6 protein-coding genes are annotated in these 15293 nt (G+C 69.9%); 1 reads left to right on the top strand and 5 read right to left on the bottom strand.

The genetic code is table 11. The features are described 5' to 3' along the window. Positions 1 to 16: 16 nt before the first annotated feature. The 3 genes from NVU01S_RS03590 to NVU01S_RS03600 form a co-directional block, all read right to left on the bottom strand. Positions 17 to 6535 (bottom strand): type I polyketide synthase, encoded by a 6519-nt coding sequence (locus NVU01S_RS03590; RefSeq protein ID WP_063048054.1) that lies wholly within the window; start codon positions 6533 to 6535, stop codon positions 17 to 19. A gap of 91 nt (positions 6536 to 6626) precedes the next feature. Continuing rightward, on the bottom strand, positions 6627 to 7589 hold the full coding sequence (locus tag NVU01S_RS03595; protein WP_052280196.1) for an AfsA-related hotdog domain-containing protein: 963 nt from the start codon (positions 7587 to 7589) through the stop codon (positions 6627 to 6629). Positions 7590 to 7612: 23 nt separating this feature from the next. Next, positions 7613 to 10750: a type I polyketide synthase gene (locus NVU01S_RS03600; RefSeq protein ID WP_052280197.1), complete on the bottom strand. Its 3138-nt coding sequence runs from the start codon at positions 10748 to 10750 to the stop codon at positions 7613 to 7615. A 992-nt stretch (positions 10751 to 11742) separates the two neighbouring features. Here NVU01S_RS03600 and hutH point away from each other — a divergent pair. Next, positions 11743 to 13317: a histidine ammonia-lyase gene (gene hutH / locus NVU01S_RS03605; protein WP_043664833.1), complete on the top strand. Its 1575-nt coding sequence runs from the start codon at positions 11743 to 11745 to the stop codon at positions 13315 to 13317. A gap of 33 nt (positions 13318 to 13350) precedes the next feature. Here hutH and NVU01S_RS03610 read toward each other — a convergent pair whose 3' ends face one another. Together NVU01S_RS03610 and NVU01S_RS03615 are read right to left on the bottom strand one after the other, a co-directional pair. Then, complete coding sequence (locus NVU01S_RS03610; RefSeq protein ID WP_244467115.1) at positions 13351 to 14592, bottom strand: glycosyltransferase; 1242 nt, start codon at positions 14590 to 14592, stop codon at positions 13351 to 13353. A gap of 122 nt (positions 14593 to 14714) precedes the next feature. Next, a complete protein-coding gene (locus NVU01S_RS03615; RefSeq protein ID WP_043664835.1) occupies positions 14715 to 15281 on the bottom strand; it encodes a TetR/AcrR family transcriptional regulator in 567 nt (188 codons plus the stop codon). Positions 15282 to 15293: the final 12 nt, after the last annotated feature.

The raw sequence follows: 15293 nt of genomic DNA on the forward strand, positions 1-15293 counted from the left end.
CGGTCGGTGCGGTGGATCAGACGTAGCCGGTGGGGCGGGCCTGATCGATGAATTCGAAGAGTTCGGCGTCGTCGGCGTCGTCCAGGTCGAAGCCGGACCCGGTGTCCCCCTGCAGGCTTCGGATGATTTCGGTCAATCGCTCGGCGAGCACGGCGACGTCCGCGCGTTCGAGCGCCACCCCGTCGCACAGGCCGGACAACAGGTCCACGTGCGCGACGATCCGGCCCACCGTGTCCTCGACCGGGGCGATCTCCGTGGCGATATAGCCCGCCAGGGCGGCGGGGGTCGGGTAGTCGAATACCACCGTCGTCGCCAACTTCAACCCCGTCGCACCCTGCAACCGATTCCGGAACTCCACCGCACCCAACGAATCGAAACCCAAATCCCGGAACACATCATCAGCACCCACCCCCGCCACCGACCCGAACCCCAACACCGCCGCCGCCAGCGACCGCACCACATCCAAAACCACCCGACCCTGCTCCACCACACCCAAACCCGACAAACGAGCCACCAAACCGGCTGTCTGGCCGGCCGCCGCATCCGCCGCCCTGCGCCGCTGACGCACGACGCCGCCGAGGATCGCCGGCACTGTTTCCCGCTGCCGCATGGCCGTGGCGTCGATCCGCGACGCCACCACGCAGCTCTGCCCGGAACCGATCGCCGCGTCCAGCATGGCCAGACCGTCCTCGGTGGCGATCGGCACGAAGCCGCTCGCGCGCAACCGGTTTCGATCCCGCTCGGTCAATGTCCCGGTGATCCCGGTCGCCTGCTCCCAGAGGCCCCAGGCGATCGAGGTCGCGACCAGTCCGCGCCGCTGCCGGTACCACGCGAGCGCGTCCAGAAAGGCGTTGGCCGCGGCGTAATTCGATTGGCCGGGTGCGCCCACGGTGCCCGCGATCGAGGAGAACAGCACGAACATCGACAGCGGCAGATCCTGCACCGCTTCGTGCAGCTGCCATGCCGCAACGGCTTTCGCCGCGAGCACCTGCACGACGCGGTCGGCGTCGAGATCGGTGAACAGGCCGTCGTCGACCACGCCCGCCGCGTGCACCACGCCGGTCAGTGCGGGGCCGAGATTGGAGACCAGCGCGCGCACCGCGGCACCGTCGGCGAGATCGCAGGCCACCACTTGCACCGCAGCACCGGCGGCGGACAATTCGGCCACCAGTTCCGTGGCCCCGTCGGCGGTCATGCCGCGCCGTGACGCGAGCACCAGATGCCGAACCCCGTGCCGCGCCACCAGGTGCCGCGCGACCGTCGCGCCCAGACCTCCGGTGCCGCCGGTGATCAGCACCGTGCCGGCCGGATCCAGCGGCTGCGGGACCGTCAACACGTTCTTACCGATATGGCGCGCCTGCGACAGCAACCGGAACGCCTCAGGAGCTCGGCGCATATCCCAGCAGGTGGTCGGAAGTGGCTGCAGCACACCGGCTTCGAAGAGAGTGCGCAGTTCGTCCAAGATGTGCTGAAGGTGTCGGGCGGGTAGATCCATCAGCAGAAAGGCCGCATACCGCACGCCCGGGTACGTGGCAGCGATCTGCTCCGGATCTCGGAGGTCGGTCAAACCCATCTCCACAAATCGACCACCCCGCGGCAACAACCGCAACGACGCATCCACGAACTCCCCCGCCAGCGAATCCAACACCACATCCATACCGGCACCACCGGTCTGCGCCAAGAACTTCGCCTCGAAATCCAACGACCGCGAATCACCGATCCGTTCGTCACCAAAACCCAACTCCCGCAACACCGGCCACTTGGCCACCGACGCGGTGACGAACACCTCCGCCCCGATCCACCGCGCCACCTGCACCGCCGCCAAACCGACGCCACCGGTCCCCGCGTGCACCAACACCCGCTCCCCAGCTCGCAACCCACCCAATTCGACCAGCGCGTGATATGCCGTCGCGAACACCACCGGCACCGCAGCAGCCTCCGCGAAACCCCAACCCGACGGAACCCGCACCAGCGACGCTTGATCGGTCAGCACCGTGGAGCCGACGCCGGGGAACAGCCCCATCACCTGATCACCGGGCACGAACCGGGTCACCTCCGGTCCGATGGCCGTCACCACACCCGCGCCTTCACTACCGAGCGGCATGCCTTCGATCGGATACATCCCCAGCGCGATCAGCACATCCCGAAAGTTGATCCCGGCCGCGCGGAGTTCGACGCGCACCTCACCCGCCGCCGGCACCGCCGCCTCGTCGTCCGCGTCGAGGATCAGATTGTCGCCGTTCAGCGTGCCCTTGTCCGCCGCCGCCAACCGCCACGGTGCGCCCGCTGCCGCCAACTGCGCCCCGCTCGTGGTGTTCGCGCCCGCCCGCTCCAAGAGCGGCTGGTAGACGACGCCGTTCCGCACCGCTGCCTGCCGGACACCCGCCGCCAGTACCGCCGCCACCGCCGACCGCCGCTGCGCGACGACGGCCGCCGGCGCTCGCTGGTCCGCGGTGGCGGCCGAGTCCAACAGGACGATGCGGTCTTCGTGCTCGTTCTGCGCACTCCGCAGCAGTCCCCAGACCGCGGCCCGCGCCGGATCGATGTCCGCGCCACCGTCGATCGCGACACCGCCGTGAGTGACGACGACAAGGGTGGATGCCGCGAAATCCGGTGCGCCCAAGAGCCATTGCACGCGGGCCAGGACGCCGGTCACGCAGGTGTGCAGGTCGGCGATCGGTTCGTCCTGCCGCGCCGGTGGACAGGTGAGCACGACCACGTCTCGGCCGGACTCGTGGTACCGCTCCAGTTCCCATGGTCCGCCCGGGTGTTCGGCCGCCACCGGGTCCGACAGTGCGGTCCACCCGCCACGGTCCGCGCTGTCGAGCGGTGGCATCGCGACCCAGTGCACTTCGAACAGCCCGTCGGTGACCGGCGCGGCCGACCCGATCAACGCATCGGCCGAAACCTCGCGCACGGTCAGCCCTTCGACGTGCGCGACCAGTCCGCCTTCCGGATCCACCAGCGTCAGCTCCATGCGGTCGCCCGTGCGCGCCACCCGCACCCGCACCATCGACGCACCCTCGGCCGCCAGTGTCGCCCCTTCCCACCCGAAGGGCAGCCGCACCCGAGGATCCGCGTCGCCGGAGTCCAACTCGCCCACCAGCGACACGTGCAGCGCCGCGTCCAGCAGCGCCGGATGCAGTCCGAAGCCGCCGACGTCCGCCGACCCGGGCTCGGGCAGGACCACCTCGCCGAACAGCTCGTCGCCCCGTCGCCAGACCGCGCGCACGCCCTGGAACATCGGCCCGTAGCCGTACCCCGCCGCGGCCAGCGATTCGTACACGTGCTCGGTGTCCACCGCCACCGCACCTGCCGGTGGCCACGTCCGCAGCTCCGCACCCAGATCGGATGGCACGACAACCGAATCCAGGACGCCGGTCGCGTGGCACACCCACGCACCCAGCTCTGCTGTCTCGGGTCGCGAGTACACCCCGAGTCGCCACTCCCCGGACAGCTCCCCCTCGGTGACCCGCACTTGCACCTGTACCGCACGGTCGCCGATCACCAACGGCGACAACAACACCAGCTCGCCCACCCGTTCCGCGCCGACGTACCGCGCCGCGCACCAGGCCATCTCGACAAAAGCCGCCCCCGGCAACAGAATTCGGCCACCCACGGCGTGGTCGGCCAGCCAGCCGTGCGAGGTCGCGGACACCCGGCCCGACAACAGCACACCGCCGCCGTCGGCAACGCCGGTCACCATGCCCAGCAGCGGGTGTGCCACCGCACCGGCGCCGAACCGCCCGGGGTCGCTCGACCCCGTCCCCGCGACAACCCAATAGGTCGTGTGGTCGAAGGCGTACGTGGGCAATTCGACGATCTGCGCACCGGTTCCGGCGAACAGTTCCGCCCAGCGAACGGGGGTGCCGCGGCCGTGCGCCACGGCCACCGCGCACAGCAGCGCACCGGGTTCGGATCGCTCGGCGCGCAGGGTGGGCACAGCGACGAAGTCCGGCGCGTCGTCCGCGTCGGCATCCTCCGCCAGCGTGGCGGCGACCGATCCGGTGACCGCGGCCGACGGCCCGAGTTCGAGGAAGGTCGCACCGGCCCCGGCGAATTCGGCCGCCGCCGCGACACCGTCGGCGAAGCGCACCGGGTCGCTGACGTGCCGCACCCAGTAGCCGGGGTCACCCATCGCACCGGACGTCACCAGGCGCCCGGTCACGTTCGACACCACCGGTATTGCTGGTTCGTGATAGGTCAGTTCGGCACAGACGGCGGCGAAGTCGTCGAGCATCGGCGCCAGCAACGGTGAATGGAACGCGTGACTCACCCGAAGTCTCGTGGTCTTCGCACCGCCCGCGCGCAGGTCGGCGGCGATCTCCTCGACCACGGCCGCGACGCCCGAAAGCACCACCGAATCCGGCGCATTCACCGCGGCGATACTCACCTCGCCCGCTCGACCGGACAGCAGCGGCGCGACGACCTCCTCGCCCGCGGTGACCGAAACCATCGCGCCTCCGGCGGGCAGCGCGGCCATCAAGGTACCGCGCGCGGCCACCAGGCGTACCGCGTCCGGCAGCGACCACACGCCCGCCGCGCACGCCGCGGCGATCTCCCCGATCGAATGACCCAGCACGACATCGGGATCCACGCCCCAGGAGCGCAACAGTGCGAACAGCGACAGCTCGACGGCGAACAGCCCCGCCTGCGTGAAGTCGGTCCGGTCCAGCAGCGCCGCGTCGGCGCTGCCCGCAGTGGCGAACACCACGGCGCGCAGCGGCCGCGGCAGCAACGGCGCGAAGAGATCACAGATCTCGTCGAACCGCGCGCGATAGGCCGGGAAGGCATCGTAGAGTTCGCGCCCCATCGCGTGCCGCTGCGCACCCTGCCCGGAGCACACGAACACGGTCTTGCCCTTGATCGCACCGCCGCCCATCAGCACACCGGGCACGTCCGTACCGGCTGCCAGATCGGCCAGTCCGGCAGCCAATTCGGTCCGACCGCGCCCCACCACGATCGCACGATACGGATGGCGGGCACGCGTGGTCACGAGAGACAGGCCGATATCCACCGGATCGAGGTCGGGCTGCTCGCGCACCCACTGCGACAGCCGGCGCGCCTGGCCGAGCAGCGCGTCCCGGCTCTTCGCCGAGACGACCCACGGAATCATCGGCGGCGCAACACGTTCCGGTGACAAACCGGCTGCCTCGACGGGCGCCTGTTCCAGCACGAGGTGCGCGTTGGTACCGCTGATGCCGTACGAGGACACCGCGGCGCGGCGTGGCTGCCCGGTCGCGGGCCATTCGCGCGCGGTGGCGACCAACTCGACCTGGCCGCTCTCCCAATCGATATGCGAACTCGGAGTGTCCGCGTGCAGGGTGGGCGGCACGACACCGTGGCGCAGGGCCTCGACCATCTTGATGACGCCGGCCACGCCGGCGGCGGCCAGGCTGTGCCCGATATTCGATTTCACCGAACCGAGCAGCAGCGGTTCGCCCGCCCGATCGCGGCCGTAGGTGGCGAGCAGGGCCGTGGCCTCGATCGGATCGCCCAGCGCGGTGCCGGTGCCGTGCGCCTCCAGCACGTCGATGTCGCGGGTGCTCAGCCGCGCGTCCGCCAGCGCCGCTGCGATGACCCGCTGCTGCGCGGGCCCGCTCGGCGCGGTCAGGCCGTTGCTGGCGCCGTCCTGGTTCACCGCAGAGCCCCGGATCAGGGCCAGCACCCGGCGTCCGTTGCGGCGTGCGTCGGACAGCCGCTCGAGCACGAGGATGCCGACACCCTCGGCAACGCTGAAGCCGTCGGCGTTGTCCGCGAACGACTTACACCGGCCGTCCGGCGCGAGCGCGCCCATCGCACAGAACTCGATGTAGTCGGCGAGTCCGGTGATCACGGTCGCACCCCCGGCCAGTGCCAGCGCGGTCTCACCACGGCGCAACGACTGCACCGCCTGATGCATGGCGACCAGTGACGACGAGCACGCCGTATCCACCGTGACCGCCGGACCCGCCGAGCCCAGGGTGTACGCGATCCGCCCGGTGGCGACACTGCACGTGTTGCCGGTCATCACCATGCCGTGCAGCGAGGCCATGTCGTCGGGTTCGCGCCGATGCGTGGGCGCGATGACCCCGGCGAACACCCCGGTCGCGGTGCCGGACAGCGTCGTCGGATCGATGCCCGCGTGTTCGATTGCCGCCCAGGTGACTTCGAGCAGCTGACGCTGCTGCGGGTCCATCGCCTTGGCCTCGCGCGGCGAGATCCCGAAGAAGGCGGCGTCGAAATCGCCCGGGCCGGTGAGGAACCCGCCGCTGCGGATGTAGAGCGAACCTTTGTTGTCGCGGTCCGGGTGGTAAGCCGACTCGATGTCCCAGCCGCGATCGGCGGGGAACTCGGTGATCAGGTCCCGCCCTTCGACGGTCGCCCGGAACAGATCGGCGGGATTGTCGATGCCGCCGGGGAATCGGCAGCCCATGCCCACGATCGCGATCGGCTCCTGCGCCCGGGACTCCAGATCCCGTACGCGCTGCCGTGTCTGCTGTAGATCGATCGCGGCCCGCTTGAGGTATAGCCGGAGGTCGGATTCGGTTGCCATCGTTGTACGCCTTCCTGCGTGCCGGGTGCGGTGCTGACGCACGGACACCACGGCTCACGAGATGCTGTGCTGTCGAACGTGTTTGTGCGCCCTAGCGGGGCCCCGGATAGGGCGACAGCTCGATCCGGCCGCGCGCGATCTGCTTGCCGCACTGGTGGAAACCGACGACGACCTCTGTGCCGTCCAGGCCCGCACCCGATTCCGTGCTGCACGTCACGAGCGCGTCCAGCTCGGCGAAGCCGGTGAACTCGACCTCGGCGGCGACGACGGCCGCCGGGGTATCCGGGTCGGCGCTCGCCAGTATCGCCGCCTGCCGGAAAGCTTCGAGCAGCAGTGGGCCGGGCACGTGATCGTAGGGGTGATCGAAGAACGAAGGGTGGCTCTGGTCCACGATCAACACCAGGTCCGCGCCGGGAGCCATCGTCGCCAGCACCACATTGCGGTGGTCGCGGCGGCCGACCAGCCCCGGCGCGAGCGGCGTGCCGGCAGCGGCCATATCCGGTTCCGGCGCAGCGCGTTCGGCGCGCTGGACCACGCGCAGTCCGTCGTAGGCGTCGCGGGTGAACACGACGCCGCCACCGCCGACGGTCATCGCCAAGGCGGCATCGATCGTCAGGGTCGCCTCGAACGCGGTGTCGACGAAATAGTCTCCCGGCCTGCCCTGCTCGGAACGAATCCGCACGATGCCCTCGAGCGGCGTTCGCCGGTCGTCCCGGAACGCGCTCAGGTCCTCCACACAGCACACCAGACGTTGCAGGCTCAGCGGTGAATCCGGCGGCACCTGCGCGTAGCGCTGGCCGACGACGAGCATGGCCTGCCGGATCGCTTCGACCGTGGACAGCGGATCGTGATAGTCGACGGTCCGGTCGAACCACAGCGAATGGGCCCGCGGCAACTGGATGGCCGCGAGGAATTCGCCGGCCCCCACCTGCACTGTGTCCGTGACGAACACCTCCCCGAGCGCCCGCCGGTGCGCGAGCGCGCGTGGCACGGTCTGTTCGAAGGTGAGGCCGTCGCGCGACGGGACCGAGCCCGTCCTCAGATTCTTCGTCATAGCTGGTCTCTCTCGGCGCGCTCTCATACGGCTATCGCGGTGGTCTGGTGGCGCTGCGGCAATTCGATGGCGGCAGCGAGCAATTCGGCGATACCCCGGGGCGTCGGATGACGGAACAGATCCTCGACCGACACCGCGGTGCCGGCGGCCTCGTTGATCCGGCTGCGGAATTCCAAGACCGACAGCGACGTGAGCCCGAGGTCCAGCACCGTCGCGTCGATATCTATCTCGGCGTCGTGCAGATCCACCAGGATCTCGCGCAGTTGCGCCTCGACCACGGTGCACAGGTGACGCGACCACTGCGCGGGCGGCAGTGCGGACAGCTGCGCTCGAACCGGCGAGAGCTGGGGCGCGGACTGTGCCTGCGGGACCGGTTCGGCACCGAACGCGACTGTGGCCCCGGCGGTTTCGGCCATCAAGGCGCTGCGCAACCAATAGTGCCCGCGTTGGAAGGCGTAGGTGGGCAGATCCACCGTGCGCATGGTCTGCCCGGCGAAGGCGGCACTCCACTGCACGGGTGTGCCGCGAACCCAAGCTCCCGCAACGGCTTTGAGGAATCCGTCGCTCGCGCCGTCGGCAGCGCGCAGTATCGGCACCGCGGCGCACCGGGCTTCGCCGATGGACTCGTAGCTCATGTCCGACAGCACCGTGCCCGGCCCCACCTCGACCAGCGTGGTCACGCCCGCGGTGAGCAGATGGTCCAGCGCGTCGCGGAAGCGAACCGGCTCGCGCGCCTGCCGCAGCCAGTAGTCGACCGAGCTCAACTCCGCCGCGGCCGCGGGCGCACCGGTCACGGTGGAAAGCAACGGAATCGACGCACTGCCGCGTCGCACACTCGCGACGACGCGCCCGAAATCGGCCAGCATCGCGTCGACATGCGGCGAGTGGAAGGCCCGGTCGGCCCGGAGCCGCTGCACGCGGCGACCGCGCTCGCGCCACTCGCGCGCGAGCGTCCGCACCGCCGCCTCGCCGCCGGAGATCACCGTCGCGTTCGGCCCGTTGCACGCCGCCACCGCCACGTCCCCGTCGAATCCCGCCAGCGACTCGGCCACCTCGTCGTAGCGGGCGCGCAGCGACACCATGGCGCCCGGCGGCAACTGCTGCATCAGCCGCCCGCGCGCCGCGACGACCGTGACGGCGTCCGGCAGCGTGAACACCCCGGCCACATGCGCGGCGGCCACTTCGCCGATCGAGTGTCCGATCACGAAATCCGGTCGCACACCCCAGGATTCGAGCAGGCGGAACAGCGCCACCTCGACGGCGAACAGGGCGGGCTGGGTGTATTCGGTGCGATCGAGCAGGTGCTGCGCGTCCGGATCGAAGACGACCCGCGCCAGCGGCCGGTCGAGCACCGGCGCGAAACTCCGGCACAGTTCCTCGAACGCGGCCGCGTAGACCGGGAATTCGTCGTACAGCCGCCGGCCCATGCCGACCTGCTGACTGCCCTGGCCCGGGAACATCATCGCGGTTCTGCCGCCGCGCCGATGGGTCCGCAGGACCGAACTCGACGCCGACCCGCCCGCCAAAGCCGCCAGCTGATCGAGCAATTCGGCGCGGTCGCGGCCCACCACCACGGCGCGGTGGTCGAACACGGTCCTGGTGGTGGCGAGCGAATAGCCGACTGCCACCGGATCACTGTCCGGATCGGCCAGCAGGGCGGCGTGCAGCCGGGTGGCCTGCGCCTCCAGCGCGTCCGCGTTCTTCCCGGACAGCACCCAAGCCAGCGCCGCTCCCGGTGCCGCGCTCTCGGTGCCCAGTGCCGGGCTCGGGTCGGGTACGACGTACTCCTCGAGGACGACGTGGGCGTTGGTGCCGCTGATGCCGAACGAGGACAGGCCCGCTCGCCGTGGGCCCGCGCCCCTGGGCCACGGACGTGCGTGGGTGGGCAGTCGGATCGTGCCCGCCGACCAGTCCGCGTGCGGGCTCGGCGCGTCCACGTGCAGGGTCGGTGGCACCACGCCGTGCCGCAGCGCCGCCACGGTCTTGATCAGCCCGACCACCCCCGCGGCCGATTGGGTGTGCGCCACATTCGATTTCACCGAGCCGAGCCAGAGCGGACGGTCGCGATCACGTTGCCTGCCGTAGGTGGCCAGCAACGCCTCGATCTCGATCGGGTCACCGAGCACCGTGCCTGTGCCGTGTCCCTCCACCAGGTCCACCTGGTCCGGTCGCACCTGTGCGTCGGCCAAGGCCGCCTGAATGACCTTCTGCTGGGCCACACCGCTGGGCGCGGTCAAACCGTTGGACGCTCCGTCGGAGTTCACCGCGGACCCGCGGATCACCGCGAGCACCGGGTGGCCGTGCCGCTCGGCATCCGAGAGCCGCTCGACGACGACCATGCCGATGCCCTCCCCCCAGCCGGTGCCGTCCGCGCCCGCCGCGAACGCCTTGCATCGACCGTCGGCGGCGAGCGCACGCTGCCGGGAGAATGCCGCGAAGGTGAAAGGGGTTGCCATCACGGTGACGCCGCCGACCAGGGCCAGCGAGATCTGGCCCGACCGCAACGCCTGGATCGCCTGGTGCAACGCCACCAACGACGACGAACAGGCGGTGTCCACGGTGACCGCGGGTCCGTGCAACCCGAGAAAGTACGCGACGCGCCCCGAGGCCATGGCCGCGACATTGCCGTTCATGAAATACGCTTCGGCGCCGTCCAGCGTCGCCGCCGAGCCGAATCCGTAGCCCTGACCGGTCATTCCGACGAAGACACCGGTATCGCTGCCGCGCAACGACGCCGGGTCGATCCTGGCCCGTTCGACCGCCTCCCAGGCCAGCTCGAGCACCAGCCGCTGCTGCGGGTCCATCGCCAACGCCTCGCGCGGGCTGACACCGAAGAACCCGGCGTCGAAGTCACCGGGACGATCCAGGAAGCCACCGTGGCGCACCGTGGCGGTGGCGAAGCTGTCCGGGTCCGGGTCGAAGATCGCGTCGAGATCCCAGCCCCGATCGGCCGGGAACTCCGAGACCAGATCTCTGGCCTCGAGCACGCTGTCCCACAGCTGTTCCGGGGTGCACACACCGCCCGGGAACCGGCACGACATCCCGGCGATCGCGATCGGCTCGCTGATCCTGGCGCGCAGTTCGCGCAACTGCTGCTGGGTCTCGTGCAGTTCCCGGGCCGCCTTCTTCAGGTAGCGGCGTAGTTCAGCTTCGTCGGCCATCGGTCATCCTCATTTCTCGGTCCCGACCGGGCTCGACGGCGGTGCCGCACCAGCGGCTGCGCGGTCGAACCGCGAGCCTTCGAGGTCGATCTCCGAAGCTGTTGTGTCAACTGCGAAGTCGGCTGCGTGGCGTGCCGCCGACCGCGGGCGAGAGCACGCCGACCTGCCCGACACACAGGACGGTAACCACCATTGGATAGCGAGCCACGATGCGTATCCACCGCCCCTTCTTACCGTGAGAAGCGGCTTCCTGCAGTACATTCGGCGCATCCCGGCGGTCAACGGCCCCCAGTAGCGAAGCCGGCGGGATGAGCGCGACGATCAGCCCGGCCGGCTCTAACGAATTCAGCACCGAGCCGAAACGCACAAACGTATTGCCGCTCGACAGATTGTCCGATTCCCAGCTTAATGCCCACGCTTCTACCCTTGCTCAGACGGCGGAGAGGCCAGGGGTTTCGAGCGTAGTTCCATCGCCACCCACCCGTGGACCAAGGAAAGCTAGCACCCGTCCAGACAACCCGGCAATACCGATCCGCTCATATCTACCCCAATGATGAACTCGGGTCAGCACCGTTATTACGCCGCCGTTCGAGCGGCATACCGCGGTCACCCAACCTGTGCACCAGATGCGGCTAACTGTCCGCTAATACGCTTCAGCTGCACTCGCACAGAAATCGGTCCGCGTCCAGAATCGAGCCGGCAAGTCACCGTTCCGGATGGATATCGCATCCACACCACACCACCGAGTACACCGCCACCCCCCGATCGGGTCGAACATATGCCACGATCGTTGAATTTTGTTCAGCACGTCGGCGTTTCCGATTATCGAAAAATGACGCCCGCACTCCGGTGGCCCCGCGATATCGTTGCATTTGCGCGTCGCGCACGCGAAATACCACACAGCCGGTACGTCGGTCGATGTGAAACACCTCATGACATCGACGGGTTCATAACCCTCGATCCGAAAGCCGGAAACCGCTGGAATAGTGCCCATGACGATCGGAACCCGGCAGGTGCTGGTAGGCACGACAGCACTGACGCTCGACGACGTGGTCGCCGTCGCGCGACACGGCGTCCCGGTAGAACTCGAATCGGCTGCGCTACAACGGTTGTCCGAGATTCGCCGGCATATCGACGAGCTGGCACAGAACGCGCGGCCGGTCTACGGTGTCACCACCGGCTTCGGAGCGCTGGAGCGGCAGCACATTCCGCCGGAGCGCCGTATCGAGTTGCAGCGCTCGCTGATCCGCTCGCATGCCGCGGGAGCGGGCGCACCGGTGGAGCCGGAAGTGGTGCGGGCGATGATGCTGCTGCGACTGCGCACCCTCATGTCCGGTCGCACCGGCGTACGTCCCACGACCGCGGCGGCCTTGGCCGCACTGCTCGACAGCGGCTTGATTCCCGTTGTGCCGGAACATGGTTCGCTCGGCGCCTCGGGCGACCTCGCGCCGTTGGCCGCCGTTGCGCTCGCGCTGATGGGCGAGGGATCCGCGCTGGGCGCTGCCGACGGCCCGTGGCCCGGGTCCGCGGGGGAACGGCCGATGTCGCAGGCGCTCAGGGATTATGGGCTCACCCCGATCACCCTCGAGGCGAAGGAGGGACTCGCACTCACCAACGGGACGGACGGCATGCTCGGCATGCTGGTGCTCGCGATCACCGACCTGCGCCGGCTGTTCGACCTCGCCGATCTCGCCGCCGCCATGAGCGTGGAGGCGTTGCTCGGCACCGACCGCGTCTTCGCGGCCGAACTGCAAGCGCTGCGGCCACACCCCGGCCAGGCGGTATCGGCCGGCCGCATCCACGCCGCCCTGGCCGGGTCGCAGATCGTGGCGAGCCACCGCGGCGCGGACTGCCCGTACGTGCAGGACGCGTACTCGTTGCGGTGCGCGCCGCAGGTGCACGGCGCGGCGCGGGACACGCTGGCGCACGCGGAAGGCGTCGCCGAACGCGAATTGTGTTCGGCGATCGACAATCCCGTGATCCTGGCGGACGGACGGGTGGAGTCGAACGGAAACTTCCACGGCGCGCCCGTCGCCTACGTCTCGGACTTCCTGGCCATCGCGGTCGCGGACGTCGCGAGCATCGCCGAGCGGCGCACCGATCGCCTCCTCGACCCGCAGCGCTCCCGCGGCCTCCCGGCCTTCCTGGCCGCCGACCCCGGGGTCGACTCCGGCTATATGATCGCCCAGTACACGCAAGCCGGCGTGGTGTCGGAGCTGAAGCGTTGTGCCGCACCGGCGTCGGTCGACTCCATTCCCACCAGCGCCATGCAGGAGGATCACGTGTCGATGGGCTGGGCCGCCGCACGCAAACTCCGCCGCGCGGTCGACGGGCTCACCACGGTGCTCGCCATCGAATTGCTCACCGCCGCACGTGCTCTCGACTACCGCGCACCGCTACGCCCGGCCCCGGCCACGGCCGCCGCCCGAGACCTGTTGCGCGAGTACGTCCCCGGCCCCGGACCCGATCGCCACCTCGCTCCCGAGATCGCGGTGGTCACCGACCTGATCCGCTCGGGCGCGATCGACCTACGCGTCGCATACGACAAGCCACCCGACGGAGCGTAACCAGGGCGGGCCTTGCCCGCCGAGGCCGGCGGCCTACGACCGACCGTTCCCGGCCGCCAGGTCGAGGAGCATTTTCGCGGCTACCGTGGCACCGTCGCCGCGGACGTTTCGGGCGACGGATTCGGCTCGGGTGCGGGTGCCGGGTGTCAGCGCGGTGGCGAGGGCAGCGGACAGGGAGTCGACGGTCGGGGTCGAGCCCTGGTGTGCCGCACCGATTCCCAGCTCGGCTATGCGCGCCGCCCAGAACGGCTGGTCGGCGATGTGCGGCACGATCACCTGCGGCGCACCCGCGCGGGCCGCCGTCGTGGTGGTACCCGCGCCGCCGTGGTGCACCACCGCCGCCACCCGGGGGAACAGGGCTTGCTGGTTGACGTCGCCGACGACGAAGCAGTCGGCGGCGTCATCGATCGGCGCGAGCTGCGCCCACCCGCTGGCCAGCAGGACTCGACGGCCCTGCGCGCGGACCGCCTCGATACCGACCCGGGCGATATCCGTCGCGGTGTAGGACGCCATGCTGCCGAAGCCCACATACACCGGTGGCGCACCGGCATTCAGGAAAGCTTCCAGCTCGTCCGGGAGCGGGCGGTGGTCCGGCAGGATCCACGCGCCGGTCTGCACCACGTCGAGGTCGGTCTTTCCGCCGGCCGGGCACAGCGTCTCGTCCGCCGCGAGCCACGGCCGGTCGGTGAACACATAATCGCGGACGTTGTCGACGGGCGGCAGGCCGATGGCTGCCCGGTGCTTGTTGAGTGCGTCCCCGTACAGGGCGTTCACCCGCTCGGCGTCCTGCCGCCACAGCACCCGGTTGTCGGTCTCCCCGTCCGGCGACGGCGTACCCGGCCGCCGCCCCGGCGGGAAGTGCTGCGACGGCAGGCCGAGGGTATGGAAGCACGCGAGAACATAAGGCATGCCCAGCTTTTCGGCCACGTCGCGGGCACCCGCGGGCATCAGCCCGGTCGCCAGCAAGGCGTCGCAGCCCTCGCCGGCTGTCATCAGCGTCTCGAACCGGGCGGCGACCAGCGCGGGCGCGAGCTGGAACGCGTCCTGCGCGGTCGGCGGCTTCGGGTTCGCGACGATCGAGTGCACCGTCGGGCCCAGCGGCACCAGCGGCACGCCCGCCCGCTCCAGCAATCGGACGAACTCGTCGTCCGGCGGCGCGCACACCCGCGCCTGCGCGCCCAGTTCCCGCAACGCGACCGCCAGCCCTGCCAGCGGTTCGACATCCCCGCGCGATCCCCACGTCGTCAACAGCACACGCACTTCGCAATACCCCATTTCCGCAGGTTAGGACTTCCGGCCGGTTATTCTGCGACACCACCCGGGCCTTGCCGCAAGCCCCCGGGTGCGATATATGTTGAAGAGGGAGGGGTTGGGTGTCCGCGCCGTCGGCGCACGAACTAGCGCACCAGCGGTAGGAAGATCGTGTCGACGATCTCCTCGATCACCTCGGGCGCGACCGGTCGCAGCGTCATCATCGTCTCGGCGCGGAGCAGGTCGAAGGGTAGTGCCGCGATGCGCGGCGTGAGCTTGGCGGGATCGAGTTCGCCCCGCTCGATCGCCCGCTGCATGATCTCGTCGCGCCCCGAGCGCCGGCCCGCGACGATCATTTCGCGCAGTTCGGCGAAACTGGTCTCGGTCTCCGCGAAGTAGCCCGCGAGCAGCAGGCTCAGCTGGGCCAGAAACGGTCCCTGCTTCTCGCTCGCCGCGGTGAGCGTGGCGAGCAGATCACCGCGCAGCGACCCGGTGTCCGCCGGCACGATCAGCTGAATCACGTTGCGGCGCACCACCGCCGCCTCGACCAGCTGCCGTTTGTCGGCCCAGCGCCGATACAGCACCGGCTTGCTCGTACCGGCTCGCCGGGCGACGGCATCGATGGTCAGGTTCGCGTAACCCCGCTCGCTCAGCTCCTCCCACGTCGCCTCGAGGATGGCCGCCTCGAGCGCTTCGCCGCGCCGTCGTAACACCGCACTCCTTAG

Origin of the sequence: Nocardia vulneris (assembly GCF_001613425.1) — a bacterium.
GTDB classification, from domain to species: Bacteria; Actinomycetota; Actinomycetes; order Mycobacteriales; family Mycobacteriaceae; genus Nocardia; species Nocardia vulneris.

What these genes read in the sequence shown, in the direction of transcription:
- NVU01S_RS03595 (WP_052280196.1), bottom strand. Translation starts at nt 7,589, where the DNA reads ATGACGAAGAATCTGAGGACGGGCTCGGTCCCGTCGCGCGACGGCCTC.
- hutH (WP_043664833.1), top strand. Translation starts at nt 11,743, where the DNA reads ATGACGATCGGAACCCGGCAGGTGCTGGTAGGCACGACAGCACTGACG.
- NVU01S_RS03600 (WP_052280197.1), bottom strand. Translation starts at nt 10,750, where the DNA reads ATGGCCGACGAAGCTGAACTACGCCGCTACCTGAAGAAGGCGGCCCGG.
- NVU01S_RS03590 (WP_063048054.1), bottom strand. Translation starts at nt 6,535, where the DNA reads ATGGCAACCGAATCCGACCTCCGGCTATACCTCAAGCGGGCCGCGATC.
- NVU01S_RS03610 (WP_244467115.1), bottom strand. Translation starts at nt 14,592, where the DNA reads ATGGGGTATTGCGAAGTGCGTGTGCTGTTGACGACGTGGGGATCGCGC.